Source organism: Pantoea sp. A4, assembly GCF_000295955.2.
Lineage (GTDB): Bacteria > Pseudomonadota > Gammaproteobacteria > Enterobacterales > Enterobacteriaceae > Pantoea > Pantoea multigeneris.
Window position 1 is genome coordinate 34,397 of sequence record NZ_ALXE01000021.1, and the last position, 16,030, is coordinate 50,426.

13 protein-coding genes are annotated in these 16,030 nt (G+C 53.0%); 5 read left to right on the plus strand and 8 right to left on the minus strand.

Translation table 11 applies throughout. The annotated features are described in order from the left end of the window. Window positions 1–39: 39 nt before the first annotated feature. The 5 genes from B880_RS0107690 to B880_RS0107710 form a co-directional block, all read right to left on the minus strand. Entirely contained in the window at window positions 40–453 is a 414-nt protein-coding gene (locus tag B880_RS0107690) for a hypothetical protein (RefSeq protein WP_017346813.1), read from the minus strand. Window positions 454–626: 173 nt separating this feature from the next. Beyond that, window positions 627–2,249 carry an ATP-binding cassette domain-containing protein gene (locus tag B880_RS0107695; protein WP_017346814.1) on the minus strand — a complete coding sequence of 541 codons (1,623 nt, stop codon included), beginning with the start codon at window positions 2,247–2,249 and terminating at the stop codon, window positions 627–629. Window positions 2,250–2,253: 4 nt separating this feature from the next. After that, window positions 2,254–3,108, minus strand: coding sequence for an ABC transporter permease (locus B880_RS0107700; RefSeq protein ID WP_017346815.1), 855 nt, complete (start codon window positions 3,106–3,108; stop codon window positions 2,254–2,256). Next, the gene (locus tag B880_RS0107705; RefSeq protein WP_017346816.1) at window positions 3,098–4,039 is read right to left on the minus strand and encodes an ABC transporter permease; all 942 of its coding nucleotides are present in this window, start codon (window positions 4,037–4,039) and stop codon (window positions 3,098–3,100) included. The genes B880_RS0107700 and B880_RS0107705 overlap by 11 nt, the downstream gene beginning before the upstream one ends. A 1-nt stretch (window position 4,040) precedes the next feature. Beyond that, window positions 4,041–5,630: an ABC transporter substrate-binding protein gene (locus B880_RS0107710; RefSeq protein ID WP_017346817.1), complete on the minus strand. Its 1,590-nt coding sequence runs from the start codon at window positions 5,628–5,630 to the stop codon at window positions 4,041–4,043. 166 nt (window positions 5,631–5,796) lie between these two features. Between B880_RS0107710 and B880_RS0107715 the strand changes: the two genes are divergently transcribed. Then, window positions 5,797–6,456: an epoxyqueuosine reductase QueH gene (locus B880_RS0107715; RefSeq protein WP_017346818.1), complete on the plus strand. Its 660-nt coding sequence runs from the start codon at window positions 5,797–5,799 to the stop codon at window positions 6,454–6,456. A gap of 77 nt (window positions 6,457–6,533) precedes the next feature. Continuing rightward, entirely contained in the window at window positions 6,534–6,833 is a 300-nt protein-coding gene (locus tag B880_RS0107720; protein ID WP_017346819.1) for a putative quinol monooxygenase, read from the plus strand. Here B880_RS0107720 and B880_RS0107725 read toward each other — a convergent pair. After that, the gene (locus B880_RS0107725) at window positions 6,830–7,714 is read right to left on the minus strand and encodes a LysR family transcriptional regulator (protein ID WP_017346820.1); all 885 of its coding nucleotides are present in this window, start codon (window positions 7,712–7,714) and stop codon (window positions 6,830–6,832) included. The two genes, B880_RS0107720 and B880_RS0107725, sit on opposite strands and share 4 nt — an antisense overlap. Before the next feature lie 106 nt (window positions 7,715–7,820). Here B880_RS0107725 and B880_RS0107730 point away from each other — a divergent pair, with 106 nt between their 5' ends. Both B880_RS0107730 and kdpE read left to right on the plus strand, forming a co-directional pair. Beyond that, window positions 7,821–9,326: an MFS transporter gene (locus tag B880_RS0107730; protein ID WP_017346821.1), complete on the plus strand. Its 1,506-nt coding sequence runs from the start codon at window positions 7,821–7,823 to the stop codon at window positions 9,324–9,326. A gap of 89 nt (window positions 9,327–9,415) precedes the next feature. Then, window positions 9,416–10,084 (plus strand): two-component system response regulator KdpE, encoded by a 669-nt coding sequence (gene kdpE, locus B880_RS0107735; protein ID WP_017346822.1) that lies wholly within the window; start codon window positions 9,416–9,418, stop codon window positions 10,082–10,084. Window positions 10,085–10,090: 6 nt separating this feature from the next. On the opposite strand, the gene B880_RS0107740 is transcribed toward kdpE, so the two are convergent. Continuing rightward, window positions 10,091–10,597 carry a DUF523 domain-containing protein gene (locus B880_RS0107740; protein ID WP_017346823.1) on the minus strand — a complete coding sequence of 169 codons (507 nt, stop codon included), beginning with the start codon at window positions 10,595–10,597 and terminating at the stop codon, window positions 10,091–10,093. Between the two features lie 194 nt (window positions 10,598–10,791). Then, a complete protein-coding gene (locus tag B880_RS0107745; RefSeq protein WP_017346824.1) occupies window positions 10,792–13,065 on the minus strand; it encodes a TonB-dependent siderophore receptor in 2,274 nt (757 codons plus the stop codon). 1,793 nt (window positions 13,066–14,858) lie between these two features. On the opposite strand from B880_RS0107745, the gene B880_RS0107750 reads away from it, so the two are divergent. Beyond that, entirely contained in the window at window positions 14,859–15,992 is a 1,134-nt protein-coding gene (locus tag B880_RS0107750) for a polysaccharide export protein (protein ID WP_017346825.1), read from the plus strand. Window positions 15,993–16,030: the final 38 nt, after the last annotated feature.

The window sequence follows — 16,030 nt, forward strand, 5'->3', positions numbered from 1 at the left end:
GTACACAGGATAGCAAAGCAGGGGGATTTAGATCATGGGTTACAGCTGCCAGCGTTCAACCAGATAATTCACCACCGCCAACTGGATACCAAATTTAACTTCAGCATCGCTGACGTCGGCCAGAATCCAGGTAAATAGATCGTTGAATGCAATATCATTTTGGCTTTCAGGGACATCACGCAGTGTACGAATAAAGTTTTGCGTGGCTGAAGGGAGATGGGAGAGCGTGATTTCCGGCAGTTGACTTCCCGCCTGTTCAGCTTTGTACGCTTTTATTGCAAAGGCGTAGATTTGACCGGCACATTGTTCCGCCTGCGCTTTATCTTTTACCCGCTCATCCACGGCTTCGCACAGGGAGGCGAAGCTGCTGAATTTCAGATCGTTTTGTTGCGTAGCATTTTTCCAGAAGGAAGGCTGATTAGCATTGCGTTTTAATAGTCGGGAAAAAAACATGCATCACCTGCACTTTTGGGTTGCGATCAGTTAGTTAAGGCAAGAATAATTTCTCCTTTTGGTTAAAGCAATGTCCCACTATCGCCACACCGATGTTTCGGGAACTTTCATATAAAAAAGTTTATTTTCATAAAAAAGCTGGTTTTTTCTTACTTTTATTAACGTCATCAATATTACCCGCCGGAGAATAATAACTGGCGGCTGTAATTATTTTCAGCCGTGGGTCTGGGGTGTGTTGTATCAACAACCTCCACAATTTTTCCGGCACTCAGAACCGCAACACGATGGCTCATGTGTAACACCACGCCAGGATCATGTGAAATGAACAGCATGCTCAGACCGAGCTGGATCTGTAGCCTGCGCAGCAGATCCAGAATCTGTGCCTGGGTCAGCACATCCAGCGCCGAGACCGGCTCATCACAAATCAGGATTTCAGGATCAGAAGCCAGCGCTTGCGCAATCGCCACTCGCTGTCGCTGTCCACCCGATAAGGCAGCGGGGCGTCGTGAGAGCAGCGCCAACGGCAGGCCAACCTGCTGCATCAGCGCTTCGGTACGCGCAGTGATTTTTTCCGCGGACGCATTTGCTTGCAAACGTAGCGGCTGCTGCACGATCTGCATCACGGTATAAAGCGGATTAAAAGCACCCAAAGGATCCTGGCTGATGGTCTGGATGCGCTGGCGTAATGGGCGACGATCCGCTTCATTCATATGGCTCCATCGCTGATCTTCCAGCCAGACTTCGCCCTGCTGTGCGTTGACGAGTCCGAGGATCACTTTGCCAAGGGAGGTTTTTCCCGATCCCGATTCCCCCACCAGGCCCAGTGTTTCACCATGGCGTAACTGGAATGAGATGTCGTCCAGCACCTGATGGCGCGATCCGTCCGGGCGGCGAAACGCCAGGTGTAGTTGCTGTACCGAAAGCAGCCGTTTCTGGCGATCTACCCGTGGCGTAATATTTAACTGATCTGTACTCGGGTCTGCCAGCCACTGATTGCGGGTGTGGACGCCGGGGATTGCAGCCAAAAGCTGGCGCGTGTAAGGGTGCTGCGGTGCAGCAAGCAGTGCGGCGGTTTCGCCTTGCTCCACCACCCGCCCGTGGCGCATCACCAGCACCCGATCGGCAATTTTTGCTACTACCGCAAGGTCATGGGTAATGAGTAACACGCCGTGCCCCCGATCGGCCAACTGGCGGAACAAGGATAAAATACGTTGCTGTACGGTGACATCCAGTGCAGTTGTTGGCTCGTCTGCTATCAGTAATGTTGGTCCTCCGGCAAGTGCAGAGGCGATCAGGGCGCGTTGACGCAGCCCGCCAGAAAGCTCATGAGCATACTGATCCATACGCTGTCTGGCATCGGGGATCCCGACATCTTCCAGTAGCTGTTCTACCCGAGCGGCGACTTCCCGACGCGGGATTTTTTGATGTCTGCACAGCGCTTCGGCAACCTCAGCACCGATGGTTTTTAGCGGATCGAGTGAGGTGAGCGCATCCTGCAAGACAAAACCAATCTCGCCACCGCGTACCTGCTGCCAGGCTTTCGCGCTGAGTTTGAGTAAATCACGCGTTTCACCTTTCGCGTTATACAACCGGGCTTTGCTGGCTTGCACGCGGGCGTTGTCACCGGCCAGGCCCACCAGCGCGCGTGCACTCACGGATTTCCCGGAGCCAGATTCACCCACCAGGGCGACAATTTCACCGCTGTGTAGCCGTAAAGAGAGCCCCTGTACCGCAGGGTGATCTGGAAAAGTGACTTCAAGCTGCTGAATGTCGAGCAGTGGCGTCAGTTGGGTCATCGATTTACGATCCTTGTGTCAGTCGGGACTGAATACGACGTCCGGTCAGCGTCAGGGCAATCACTGAGAGGGCTACGACGCTCGCCGGGAGTAGGCTTATCCACGGCGCGGTATCGAGAAAATCCCGCCCATCCGCCAGCAAAGCGCCCCATTCCGCCACGGGAGGCACCACGCCAAGCCCGAGAAAACTAAGAGAGGACGCGTTTAACAGCGCCTGCCCAACGCCCAGCGTCGCCACTACCAGTAGCGGTCGCAGTGCGTTGGGCAGAATGTGTCGCAGCACAATGGTGGTACGCCGTTCGCCTAACACGACGGCCTGTTGGACATAGCCCGAGAGTTTGACCTGTAGCACTTGCGCACGCAGCAAACGGGCATAGCTGGCGATACCGGACAGCCCCACCGCTAACAACGTATTGCTGGGGCCGCGCCCCAAAACAGCCACAATCAGTAACGCCAAAAGGAGCTCAGGAAAAGCCAGCAGAATATCCAGCAAATGCACCAGCGGCTGGCGCAGCCAGCGTGGCCCAAGACTGGTCAGCAGCCCCAAAACAATTCCGCCCGCTGTAGCCAGCACGGTGGCACCCAAGCCAATGCTGAGTGACAACGCAGAACCGTAAACCACCCGGCTGTAGAGATCGCGCCCCAGGGCATCGGTCCCGAACAGGTGATGAAGTGAAGGAGGTTGCAGGATGGCATCCATATCCATGTCATCCGGCAGATAGTGGGTAAACCAGTGCGGCACAAGGACCACCAACAGCAACAGGACAACAAATGCCAGCGGCAGGCTACCCGTCAGAGAAAACTTACGCCGACGGCGTAATGCAAGAGGATGCTCATACAGCAGGGGATCATGATTCATAGTGCGATCTCCGGTGTCGCAGACGGGGATCAATCAACAGATATAACCCATCCACCAGCAGATTGATCAGAACAAACGCGAGCGCAGAGAACATCACCAGGCCAAGAATCAACGGCATGTCGCGATTCACAATCGCCTGGAGGGTAATTTTGCCAATACCTGCGCGGCCAAATACGGTCTCAGTCAGAATTGAACCGCTTAATACGCCAGCCAGCAGCGTTCCGGTCAGCGTACTGGCGGCAAGCGCGGCATGACGCAAGCCATGACGCAGACGCAACAGGCTCTCACTAACGCCCCGGGTGCGAACGGTGAGGGCAAAAGGTTGAGCCAGTGCCGCTTCCAGCCCGTCACGCAGTACCTGGCTCAACAGCGCAAACAACGGCAGGCTCAGAGTAATGACCGGCAGCACCAGCGATCGCCAGCCATCATTACCCGTGACCGGGAACCAGTGCAGATGAAAACTGAACAGCGCCAACAGCACAATGCCCGCCCAGTAAACCGGTGTACTGAGCAGGCACAGCTCAAGGGTAGCAAACAGGGTGCGCAGCGGTTGCCAGCGACCTGCAGTGGCGAGCGCATTCAGTGTGGCTAGTACCAATGCCAGCAGTACGGCAAGCAGGGCGAGCTGGAGCGTCTGGCCAAGCGCACTGCCGATCACCTCAATAACCGGTGCGCGATTTTGATAGCTGTCACCAAAATGTCCCAGCAGTGCCTGCCCACAATAGTGCAGATATTGCAGCCACAACGGTTGATCAAGTCCGTAGCGCGCGATGAGTGTTGCGCGGAAAGCATCATCAACCACATTGTCGCCGCCGCTGAGAATCGTAATGGGATCGCCAGGAATCAGCTTTACCGCCATAAAGGTCAGGCTTGCGGCACCCCAAAGCACCGCAATCACTGTCAGTAGGCGTTGTAGCAGGCGTTTTATCATGTTACTGGCTCAGCCAGGCATCATAGAACGTCGGTTTGGCATTGGTCGCCCAGCCGATGCCGTGCAGTCGTTTTGCCGCACCGGATTGCCACGCCGGGATGTAAATCGGTACCGCATAGGCCTGGTCGATGATTTGATGCTGCAACTGTTGATACAGCACTTTACGCTCGGCATCTGGAGCACCAATGGCCCGGTCGAGTTTGTCATCCAGGGTGGTGACGCGGCTGTAGTTGGCCCCTTTAGGTGGGATATAGGCGGAGCTGAAAACCGTACGTAGGATGTCAGGTTCAGCGCGAACATAGTAGTTAGAGACGATATCGTAGTTATTTTTGGTGGTGCGATCGGCCAGCACGCCTGCATCAAGTGGGTCGAGTTGCAGGTCGAAGCCCGCTTTCTTCACCTGGAACTGGATCGCCTGGAACAGAGTGATATCGGCACTTTGCGCATCGTCCGGTGAGTAGGCAAAGACCACTTTCAGCGTCTGCCCCTGTTTCTCACGAATACCGTTGGCGTTGCGCTTCCAGCCGTCGGCATCCAGCAATTGATTGGCTTTCTCCAGATTGAAGCCCCAGGTTTTCGCGACGCTGGCATCATAGTAGAGCGTCTGCGGACCCAGCACATTATCGGCCGCTTTCAGGGTGCCGAAGAAGGCGACTTTTACCGCAGTTGTGGCATCAATGGCTGACTGGAAGGCCTGACGTACGCGCAGATCGCTAAACGGGGCTTTCGCGGTGTTGAGATAAAGCACTCGGTTCACGCCTGGATTCTCGCGGGTCAGGATTTGCAGCTGCGGGTTGGATTGCACACTGCGTGCACTGGCCGGCGGGATGGCATCAATCAGTTGAACCTGGCCGCTGGTCAATGCGCCAAGGCGGACTGAGGATTCCGGCAGGTAGCGGAAATTAATCGCATCCAGGTATGCAGGCCCCGTGTGATGGGCATAACCCGGCCCCCAGTGGTAGTCGGCGCGGCGGGTTAACTGGCTGCCGCTTCCTTTAATAAAAGATTTGAGAATAAATGGCCCGGAACCCACCACGCTGTTGCTGGTATTGGCGGTCTTTTTTAAATAGGTCGGAGACTGAATGCCCAGATAGGGCAGGCTCAGCCCCTGGAGTAAGGGAGCAAACGGCGTTTTGTAGTGGATCACCACCGTATAATCATCGGGCGTGGTGATGGCGCTGATCGGGCCAAGCAGCGATTTCGCATAGCTAGAGGTAGTTTTCGGGTCAAGAATACGTTCGAAGTTATATTTCACCGCTGCCGCATCCAGGCGAGTGCCGTCACTGAACGTCACATCTTTACGCAGTTGAAAGCGATATTCGGTATGGTCTGGGGTGACGGTCCAGGACTCCGCCAGCCAGGGAGTGAAGCGGTTGTCCTCTGCCTGTCCCACCAGCGAATCAACCACGCTGCGCGTCACCAGCGCGGTGACGGAGTAGCCGGTTATCGATGGGTCGATGATCGGCGTATCACTGCCCAGCGCCACGTTTAATGTGCCGCCGGTCACGGGCTGCTCCGCGGCCTGAGCCGAAAGTGCCAGCGCCATGCTGGCGATCAGAAAGGCGATCCCTCTGGTGATGGTGGTTTTCATTCCTTGCTTCCTAAATGGGCTGTTGTTACAGGCACCCTACGAGAGCCCTTCGCCGGGCAGAAGCAATTTAAAATGCTTTCATATTGCGCGAGAGGAATAACGCCTGCCTGGACTTCCCAATGCCGTAGCCGCTAAACTGCAGCAAATCCATAAAGAAAGTGAACCAATGACTGCTGTAAACCGCGCCAGGCTTTCCCTGCCGAACAGTGCTGATAAGCTGCTGTTACACTCCTGCTGTGCTCCTTGCTCTGGCGAGGTGATGGAAGCCATTCAGGCTTCAGGCATCGAATACACCATTTTTTTCTATAACCCGAATATCCATCCGCAGCGCGAGTATCTGATCCGCAAAGAGGAGAATATTCGCTTTGCAGAACAGCATGGTGTGCCGTTCATTGACGCGGACTACGATACGGATAACTGGTTTGCGCGTGCGAAAGGCATGGAGTGGAGCCCGGAGCGCGGCGAGCGCTGCACCATGTGTTTTGATATGCGGTTTGAGCGTACGGCACTGTATGCCTGGGAGCACGGTTTCAGTGTTATCAGCAGCTCGCTGGGCATTTCTCGCTGGAAAAACATGCAACAGATTAATGATTGCGGTCAGCGTGCCGTCGCGCCCTACGAGGGGATGGCTTATTGGGACTATAACTGGCGCAAGGGTGGTGGTTCTTCACGCATGATTGAGATCAGCAAGCGCGAGCGTTTCTATCAGCAGGAGTATTGCGGCTGTGTTTATTCGCTGCGCGACAGCAATTTGCATCGCAAATCTCAGGGGCGTCCGCTGATCAAGATTGGTGTGCAGTACTACGGTGATGATGACAGCAATTAATGCTAAACGCCGCAATGCGGCTGTCGTATGCTACAAGGCGAATTTTCAGGTACGAAACCGTTAACATGGAGAAAACGATGACCCTTCCCGTAGTAGCGCTGTTCACTGTAAAAGCAGGACATGAAGAGACCGTAGAGCAGCTGTTTCGAGGTGTGATTGAAGCCACCTTGAAAGAAGAGGGCTGCATCAGTTACCAGTTGAACCGCGACATTGAGAACCCACGTCGTTTTATCTGGACTGAAGAGTGGCAGAGTCGTGAATTGCTGCAAAAGCACATTGAGTCGCCGCACATCAGCAAACTGTTTGCCGAATTGCCGCCGTATATTGAGCATTCAGAAGTGGTTGCCCTGCAAAAACTGGCGGGTGGCGTTGCTTAACGCCAGTTGGCTGCCAGATAGTCAATAAAGCAGCGTACCCGGGGCGTCAGCCAGCGGTTGGTGGGCCAGAGCGCCGCAAACTGACTGCTGTGCTGGCAGTGATCGACAAGGATCTCCTGTAATTCGCCCCGTTTTATCTCTTCTTCCACCACAAATGAGGGCAGATAACTAATGCCCATTCCCGCCCGAGTGGACTGGACCAGCGCTTCAATATTGTTGAGCGTGACGCCGATCTGCGCCGTATTTTCCCCGGTAATCCGCATCCCTTCTAACTCCCACGGTTGAATGCGACCCGTAGTGGGGAAGCGAAACAGGATGAGTTGATGCGTCGCCAGTTCAGCGGGGAGTGCCGGTTGACCCTGACGTTGCAGGTATTCGGGGCTGGCACAGACCATAAAACGAAAAGTGCCCAGCGTACGCGCAGTGAGCCGCGAGTCAGTGATTTCGCCGCTGCGAATCACCACATCAAACCCTTCATCAATCACATTGACCATCCGGTCACTGAAATCCAGATCCAGTTCGACCAATGGGTAGCGACGTTGAAAGCCGGCCAGCATGGGCAGCACCAGACGGTAGCCGATCACGGGTAGGGAGACGCGCAGTCTGCCGCTGGGTTCCGCTACGGCGGCCGTAAGTTCTGCCTCGGCTTCACGCAGCTGTTCGAAGATGAGGTGACAACGCTCCAGTAGGCGCGCCCCTTCATCAGTCAGGCTGACACTTCGGGTGCTGCGGTGAAACAGCCTGACGCCCAGCTGCTGTTCCAGCCGCGCAACATTTTTACCCACCGCCGAAGCGGAGATGCCGAGTTGATGGGCTGCCTGGGTAAAACTCAGGCTTTCAGCTGTGCGAACAAATGCGGTGAGCGTGGTCAGGCTATCCATGATTATTAACTTTATATCCGCAAAGAGTGGAGTTTGAGTTTATTTATCTCTAACAAACTCCGCAATAGCATGTCGGTATGACTTCCCACGATGAGAGAAAACCATGATGACTCGCCCTGCGCGGCTGCTAGCGACTGTGCCCCTGTTTTTCGCTGCACTGATGTTACCGCTGAGTTTTACCGGCGGTGTGATGACCACACCCGCGATTGGCCATGCGCTGGGCAGTAGCCCGCTGGCGCTGATGTGGCTGACTAACGGGTTTATGTTGCCCTTTGGGGGTTGCTTGTTGGGAGCCGGGGTTGCGGCGGATAAACTGGGCAGTCGACGCCTGTTTTTCAGCGGGCTATTGCTGTTTGTGGTCAGTTGCGGATTGATTGGCGTTGCCCAAAGCACCTGGGTCGTGGGTGGACTGCGTACCCTGCAAGGTTTGGCTGCCGCTCTGACGTTAGCAGCGGCGGCCACTGCGCTGGCTCAGCTCTATGAAGGGGCAGCACGAACCCGCGCATTTAGCCTGTTGGGCACGTTGTTTGGTCTTGGGTTAGCGTTTGGCCCGTTGCTGATTGGTGTGCTCACCCAGCATGGGAGCTGGCGCTGGGTGTATGTGATACTGGCATTAATGGCAGGATTGAGCCTGTTGTGGGCACTGCGTTTTCTGGCTGTTGCCAGCCCGGCGGTGACAGAACGGGCCGACTGGCGCGGTATTACGCTGTTCACTGCCGCGTTAATGTTGTTTTCCGTCGCGCTGTTGCTGTTGCCAGAGCAGGGGATGTTTGCCTGGCCAGTGGCGATGCTTTTTGCCTTGAGTTTGCTGCTGGCCGTGGTTTTTGTGCGTCACTGTCAGCGCCACCCTGCGCCGGTCTTTCAGCTTCAGCTGCTGCGTCAGCCGCGCTTTGCCGGGGTGTTGGTGCTGCCCGTGGCGACCTGTTACTGCTATGTGGTGTTATTGATTGTGATGCCGCTGCATTTTATGGGCATGCAGGGGATGGATGAGATTGATAGCGCGCTGTGGCTGCTGGCACTGACTTCGCCGATGCTGGTGGTGCCGATGTTAGCCGCGCTGTTGACGCGCTGGTTCAGTGCGGGGGGCATTGCTGTCGCGGGGTTACTGCTGGCGGCGCTGGGGTTGCTCGGGTTGAGCTTTGCCGTCGCCGGGCCGTTGGTGTTATTCGCCATGTTCGTGATTGGCTGCGGAGCGGCCCTGCCGTGGGGATTAATGGATGGACTGGCCGTGTCTGCGGTGCCTTTGTCTCAGGCGGGGATGGCCGCAGGCTTATTCAACACCGTGCGCGTGGCCGGTGAGGGGATTGCGCTGGCGCTGGTGGTGGCACTGTTGGTGGCGCTGAATCATCTGACATTAGGCCATGCCTTGCCAGAGAGCGATCCACAGGCGCTCAGCGCTGCGGCTAACTGGCTCGGCAGCAGTAATTTAGCGCAGGCGCGTTTGGCTCTGCCTGAGGTTGATCTCACGTTGATACTGAGTAGCTACCAGCAAGCCTGGCAAGGGTTGTTATGGTTGTTGGCGGCGATCACCCTGTTGACCGCCGTTGGGGTATGGCTGCTGTTAGTGAGTAAAAACACCACTGCGGTGGAGCCGGTTCAGCAGGTTCCCTGACCTCAACCCGATAAACACCCGCAGAAGATGCAGGCGATCCGGCAGGCTGCTATGCTGCCGGAATCGCTTCCCGTAACCGGATACCCGCAGTGCAGACGATTTTAATCATTGATGACGAAAAACAGATCAGCCGCTTCTTACGTCAGGCGTTGGAAAATGAAGAGGTAAAAGTGTGGGAAGCGGATACGCTGGCACATGGTCTGAGTAGCGCGGCGAGCCGTAGACCTGATCTCGTCATCCTCGACTTGGGTCTGCCAGATGGCGATGGTATGCAATTTATTCGTGAATTCCGCCAGTGGAGCAATAAGCCTGTGATTGTGCTCTCGGCACGCACCGATGAAGAAGACAAAATTGCCGCGTTGGACGCGGGCGCTGACGATTTCCTCAGCAAACCGTTTGGCGTAGGCGAACTGCAAGCCAGAGTCAGAGTGGCACTGCGACGCCATGAAGGTGAAAAAGAGCAGGCCATCACCTTTGGCGATGTCACCGTCAACCTCAGCGCGCGCACCGTATTACGGGCAGGGGAGCATATCCACCTCACCCCCACAGAATTTCGCCTGCTCGCACTGCTGGTGGCGCATCCCGGTAAGGTACTTACCCAGACACAAATTCTGAAACAAGTGTGGGGGCCTCACGCTGACAACAGCCAGTACCTGCGTATCTACATGGGTAATCTGCGGCAAAAGCTGGAACAGATCCCCGCTCAACCGGTGCACTTCATTACGGAAAATGGCGTGGGTTATCGGTTTATGCGTTAGGGCGATTTACTCTCCGCCTTGTGCCTCGTACTGGTGCACCCGCCTGATCAATGCTTCCAACTGCTGTTCCGAAAAAACCTCAACACCCTGCTGACGTAACAAGGTGGCTGCAATGCCAGCACCAGGGTGCTTCACACCGCTAAAGCTACCATCGTAGATGTACTGACTGCCGCAGGTTGGACTGCCATCGCTCAGCAAGGCAAAACGACAACCTTCAGCCTGCGCGGCAGCAACAGCCAACCAACCGGCCAGCACATACTGTGCCGTGACGTCCTGGCCATCGCTCTCCTGTACCTGGGCGCAGCCACTTAACACCTTATCGCCGCTGCCATGAATAATCTCTGCGGGCAGTCGGGGAGTGAGCAGACCCGCTGCCAGCTCCGGACAATGGACAACCAGCCGACCTTCTTGCTGCCAACGTGTGAGGATCTCTGCCACGACTTTTTTATCGCTACCGTTATAACGAACCTTAAGACCCATTAAACAGGCACTCACCAGAATTTTGCTACGCATTACGGCTCTCCATGCGAACACGTCCACTCTCCAAAGGAAGCGCACTTATGGTAACGGAGAACCGCGATGTTGAATGGTTAATTGTGTGAAACTGGGATCGTGAAAGGCGTGTCAGAAAGGGCCAACCCCACGGCGATAGCATGGCTGGCATACAGCGGTTCAGACCTGCCGGTTTTCCGGCAGGTCCACTCACATCAGAAATGCATGCCCAATTCCATGTAGTAAGTACGGCCAGACTCGTTATAGGTATTTGCGCCAGCCCCATACAGATAGGCACCGGTGGTGGAGTTGCCTGTAGTCTGCGCATTACCCTCGCGGAAATGGCGTTTATCCAACAGGTTATCGATCCCCGCCGTCAAATCGACATACTTGTTAATGGTGTAGGTGGCGCTGGCGCCGAACAACGCATAAGGCGCCACGGTCCAGGTTTCACTGCCGCTCACGGCTTCACCCTTATAGTTATATTTCTTCGGTTTCTGGCGACCGTACCAGGTCATGGTGCCTTGTACAGAGAGATCGTTAGTGGCCTGCCACTCCAGCGTGGAGTTAATGGTGTACTTAGGAATGATGGAGAGATAGTCGCCAGTGGTTTTGTTTTTATTTTCAATGATGTAAGTAAAGTTGTTCTTCATTGAAATGTTGTCAGAGATTGGGAAGTTCAGCGTTCCTTCCAGGCCTTCAACCACGGCTTTTGGCACGTTCTCCCACTTATACACATTGGACGTGCCGTTGTTGTAGGTGGAGGTATAACCGGCTTCGATCTTGTTGCGGTAATCGTTGCGATACCAGGTCAGGCCAGCCTGCACGTCATCATGATTGTACTCAATGCCAATCTCTTTATTGATGCTGGTTTCTGCCTTCAGATCCTTGTTCCCTTGCAGATAGCAGCTGCTGGAGCTGTTATAACAGCCCTGACCGTTGCTATATAACAGATAGTTCGGGTTGGTCTGATAGAGGTTCGGGGCTTTCCAGGCACGGGCGATACCCAACTTCAGGGTAAAATCACTGCCGAGATCCTGCGACATATTCAGTGCCGGGCTCCAGTTACTGCCACTGATGGTCTGATAGTTAAACCGTAGCCCTGGTGTCAGCTTAGTGGACTCCGTCAGGTCGATATTGTCTTCCGCATAGAAACCATAGATATCGGCAGCACTGTACTCACTACGTGAACTGCTGATGCCCTCTACACTGCCACCACTCAGTGCCTGGGTATTCGAAATCGGGTCCTTCATGGTCTGATGATTCATCTCAGCGCCGAAGGTGAGTGTCTGATTGACCCACAAGTCGAGCGGAATATTTACATCGGAGTGCAGGTTAGTATCGTTCAGATAAATGGTGGAGAAACCGGTATTGGTGGTACTGAAAATCCCCTCCGTGCCGCCCGCTAATCCCTCATTGATACGCTTGTTACGCGTTTTCTCAAACTGGATATAGTTATTAGTGCTCACCCCATTATCCCAGGCCCCGGTGTACTTCAGGGCCAACGTCTGACGATAGATAACATTGGTTTCCTTACCGTAGTTGGCCACGACCAGCGCGTTTGAGTTGGTATTCTGCGTATCGCCAGCATACAGATTGCCCTGACGGCTAAAGCCAGCGTCTAGCTCCAGTGACTGCATCGGAGCAAAATCCCAACGCAGCGCGGCATGCACATCTTTATCAATCACCCCTTCGCGACCGGCAGGAACCGTACCGGCATAAGTACCGGTACGTGCCGCTTCGTGACCTGCGTTAATGTTTTGCGCGTCAGCCTGAGTCTTGCTCCAGTTGCCATACAGCTGCAACGTCAGGTTATCTGCTATCGCGCCGCTCAGGTTGGCGTTGTAACGCCTGGTGGCACCTTCTTGCTTATGCTCCGGCGCGTTGAAGTAGGTATTCAGTCCGCCATGCCAGGTATTCTCGGCTTTCTTCGTGATGATATTCACCACGCCACCCATGGCTCCGTTGCCATACAGCGCCGCAGCGGGGCCACGAATCACTTCAATGCGATCAATCATCTCAGCAGGGACCCAGTTGCTGTCTCCCAGCGTATCGCGCTCTCCTCGCCAGCCATAGCGCACTGAGTTACGGCTGCTCACTGGCATGCCGTCAATCAAAATCAGCGTATTTTCCGGGCCCATACCGCGAATATCGATCTGGCGGTTGTTACCGCGCTGGCCGCTGGTGGAGTTACCGGTGAGGTTAACACCCGGCATAGTACGAATGATTTCGGAGACGTCTCGGGCAATTGGGTGCTTCTTAATGGCTTCGCTATCAATCACCGACACGCCAGGTGCCTGTAGGGTCTGCTCACGGGCTGTTACCACCAGGGTATTGTCCTGTGCCGACTGGGTGTTGCTGACTTTTAATGCGTCATTCTGTTCAGATGTGCTGGAGGTAGATGTGCTAACTGCTTGAGCTGCAGGCATAAAAATGCAGCTCGCAACGAAAGTACTCAGCAGCGAGAGCTTGAAAACCGGTCTGTTCATGAGAGGTCACATATCCTTGGTGAAGAGAAAAAAGACACGCTCAAAATTTTATCGGGGCGATAATGGTTATCAATTTCATTAGCATCTGGATTTTGTAATTTTGCTACAGGCAGCGTAAACACTGCTCGGGAGGTGACATAAAACTGTATTTAATTGTTTCTAAATGAAAAATTGTCTTAACATGGGCGGCAGGACGGTCAGATGTAGCCTACTATCACTCCCTAAATATAAGTGTAGCTGATGAATTGTTGGTGCTTTATATAAGCGTGACAAGAGCCTCATTTTGCCCCGGATATCCTTAAAGCCATCAAAGATATTTATATCTGGAAACAAGTGAGGCGGTAACAAAGTACCTATAACACCGCATTGCACTGGTGGTTTTATGTACTTTTTTGTGGTCATTTTTTAGGCTTGTGGAGCGTAAATGATTCCATAAAGTCTTAAACCATCAGGGCAGCAATGTTAGCAAAACTGACCTTTGGTGCAAAAAATGATCAAACTGACCCTTCGGGGTATAAATCATCAACTTAGGACTAGATTAGAGGTAAAAAGTTGAGTTTAGTCACAGGTTGCATTCGGATTAGTACCCAGGAATTATCTGGAGTTTTGATGAAACTATTAAGGGATTAAGTGCTGATAAGGATATATAGGGACCTGACTATTGCGCTTGTGACTTGTTCCGCAGGGCAATTAAATCAGGTAATTTTCTGCTCAAGAAAGGGTTTAGGAATATGTCTGTTATATCATTTTATTTAACCAAGATTATTCCTGGATTATTAGGACAATACGTTGTTTCTTTGCCCCAATCTTAATCAAATGCGAAAAAAAACTGTTATAAAGCTTATGTTCTCTTGCGAAGTTGCCCAGATTAGTAGTATACCTACTCGCACTAGCCCAACATCAAGCTGAGTGACTTGCGCAATAGGATTAAATCTTAAAACGCTGGTTTAGTCTGAAGGGTGAACGTCACAACAATTGAGGACCATCATGAACATAAAAGTTTGCTTGTTTGATGGTGACCCCAAAAGCCCGTATCGGCTTTCTGGGTTTACAGCAACTCAATGTATCGCTGGCAGCTGCAAGCAGGTCACTCTGCCACAAACTGTCGCTTTGTATTTTGAGTAGTAGCACCTCAGTTTCAAATTAAAGATTTCACTGATGCCATAGATTGCGTCGGAAGTTACCTTTATCACTAAATTTCAGGAAAGATGAAACGTCTCATGGAGCCAGACAAACAAAGATCAAAATTTAACTAAATCAATCAGCATAACCAGCAGTGTTTTTCTGTAGGTGCCGTGCTGATTTGCTTTGAGAAATTTTAAATATAAATATCTTCGTGCTGAATATGCGCGCGGTATCTGCTTTGTTTTTCGCATGAAAATACATCAATAAGTTTATCGTATGCTTATTAATGTGTTTTTAATCTACAGCGTGAGCTGTAACTCAATGATATGAAAGGATTTTTTATATAGAACCCGAATGAGCTGAGTCGATACCTGCGTCTTGAACGCATAAAAATACTACAGGCTTATTACACCGAATCTTTGAATAACAAAGATATCGGCGGGGACTTTCATATCTAAAAATTATGAAGATGTTTTTAGTGCATTGGTAGCTGGAAAACCAAGGGCGGTAGCGTGTCTTTTTACCGGTAACGGTAAAAAATATCTGCTATGCAATAAAAGCATCATTTTAATGTGCGTAGGGTAACTCCTCAGTCTTTCTCCAGTTATTTCAGCGGGAACAGTGGTGTTTAACATGAACTTTTATTTATCCGGGATGATCCAGGAACTATGAATAAAAATCTGGTGAAATTATCTGCTCTAGCCCTGGCAGTAGGTGTTTTAAGCGGCTGTACTGTTATCCCTGGTCAGAACCTGAGTAGCTGGGGGAAGAACGTTGAGAAACCGGCTGATAAGGATTTTGATCTCGACAAGGCGGTCAACATTATTCCTATCACGCCTGGGGTATTAAACCAGTTACGCACGCCGCCGGTGCTGTCGCGTGAAAACCCTCAACTCGCTGAACAGCTCAGAAACTACGAATACCATATCGGTATTGGTGATGTGCTGATGATCACCGTATGGGATCACCCGGAACTCACCACACCAGCAGGGCAGTACCGTAGCGCCAGTGACACGGGTAACTGGGTGAACTCAGACGGCACCATCTTCTATCCGTACATCGGTAAAGTGTCTGTGGTCGGGAAAACCGTGATGCAAGTGCGTGATGAAGTGACGCGCCGCCTTGCTACCTACATTGAAAGCCCACAGGTTGACGTCAGTATTGCCGCCTTCCGTTCACAGAAGGTGTACGTCAGCGGTGCTGTGACCACTTCTGGTCAGCAGCCTGTCACCAATATTCCTTTGACCGTGCTGGATGCCGTTAACGCAGCGGGTGGCCTGGCTGCCGATGCCGACTGGCGTAACGTAGTGTTGACCCATGCCGGTAAAGATACGCTGATTTCACTGTACGATCTGATGCAGCGCGGCGACCTGATGCAGAACCGTCTGCTGACCCCTGGCGATATCCTCTATGTTCCGCGCAATGACAATCTCAAAGTGTTTGTCATGGGTGAAGTCCTGAAACCAGGCACCCTGGTGATGGATCGCAGCGGAATGACGCTGGCGGAAGCGTTGGGTAATGGTGGTGGTCTGAATCAGGAACTTTCAGATGCCACAGGCGTATTTGTTATCCGTCCGACCGGTTCACGCGGTGGCAAAATTGCTGATATCTACCAACTGAATGCGAAAGACGCTTCAGCCATGGTTATGGCAGCCGATTTCAAACTGCGTCCGTATGACATCGTCTATGTGACTGCCGCACCGTTGGTACGTTGGAACCGCGTGATCAACCAGATCCTGCCAACCGTTACCGGCATCAACACCAGTACCGAAACGCTGTACTACACACGTCACTGGGATTAATTCTGACACACGCCACTTTAAGCGGTGGCGTGTTCAGA

Coding starts and splice junctions, on each gene's coding strand:
- B880_RS0107690 (WP_017346813.1), bottom strand. CDS start 453: ATGTTTTTTTCCCGACTATTAAAACGCAATGCTAATCAGCCTTCCTTC.
- B880_RS0107695 (WP_017346814.1), bottom strand. CDS start 2,249: ATGACCCAACTGACGCCACTGCTCGACATTCAGCAGCTTGAAGTCACT.
- B880_RS0107700 (WP_017346815.1), bottom strand. CDS start 3,108: ATGAATCATGATCCCCTGCTGTATGAGCATCCTCTTGCATTACGCCGT.
- B880_RS0107705 (WP_017346816.1), bottom strand. CDS start 4,039: ATGATAAAACGCCTGCTACAACGCCTACTGACAGTGATTGCGGTGCTT.
- B880_RS0107710 (WP_017346817.1), bottom strand. CDS start 5,630: ATGAAAACCACCATCACCAGAGGGATCGCCTTTCTGATCGCCAGCATG.
- B880_RS0107715 (WP_017346818.1), top strand. CDS start 5,797: ATGACTGCTGTAAACCGCGCCAGGCTTTCCCTGCCGAACAGTGCTGAT.
- B880_RS0107720 (WP_017346819.1), top strand. CDS start 6,534: ATGACCCTTCCCGTAGTAGCGCTGTTCACTGTAAAAGCAGGACATGAA.
- B880_RS0107725 (WP_017346820.1), bottom strand. CDS start 7,714: ATGGATAGCCTGACCACGCTCACCGCATTTGTTCGCACAGCTGAAAGC.
- B880_RS0107730 (WP_017346821.1), top strand. CDS start 7,821: ATGACTCGCCCTGCGCGGCTGCTAGCGACTGTGCCCCTGTTTTTCGCT.
- B880_RS0107740 (WP_017346823.1), bottom strand. CDS start 10,597: ATGCGTAGCAAAATTCTGGTGAGTGCCTGTTTAATGGGTCTTAAGGTT.
- B880_RS0107745 (WP_017346824.1), bottom strand. CDS start 13,065: ATGAACAGACCGGTTTTCAAGCTCTCGCTGCTGAGTACTTTCGTTGCG.
- B880_RS0107750 (WP_017346825.1), top strand. CDS start 14,859: ATGAATAAAAATCTGGTGAAATTATCTGCTCTAGCCCTGGCAGTAGGT.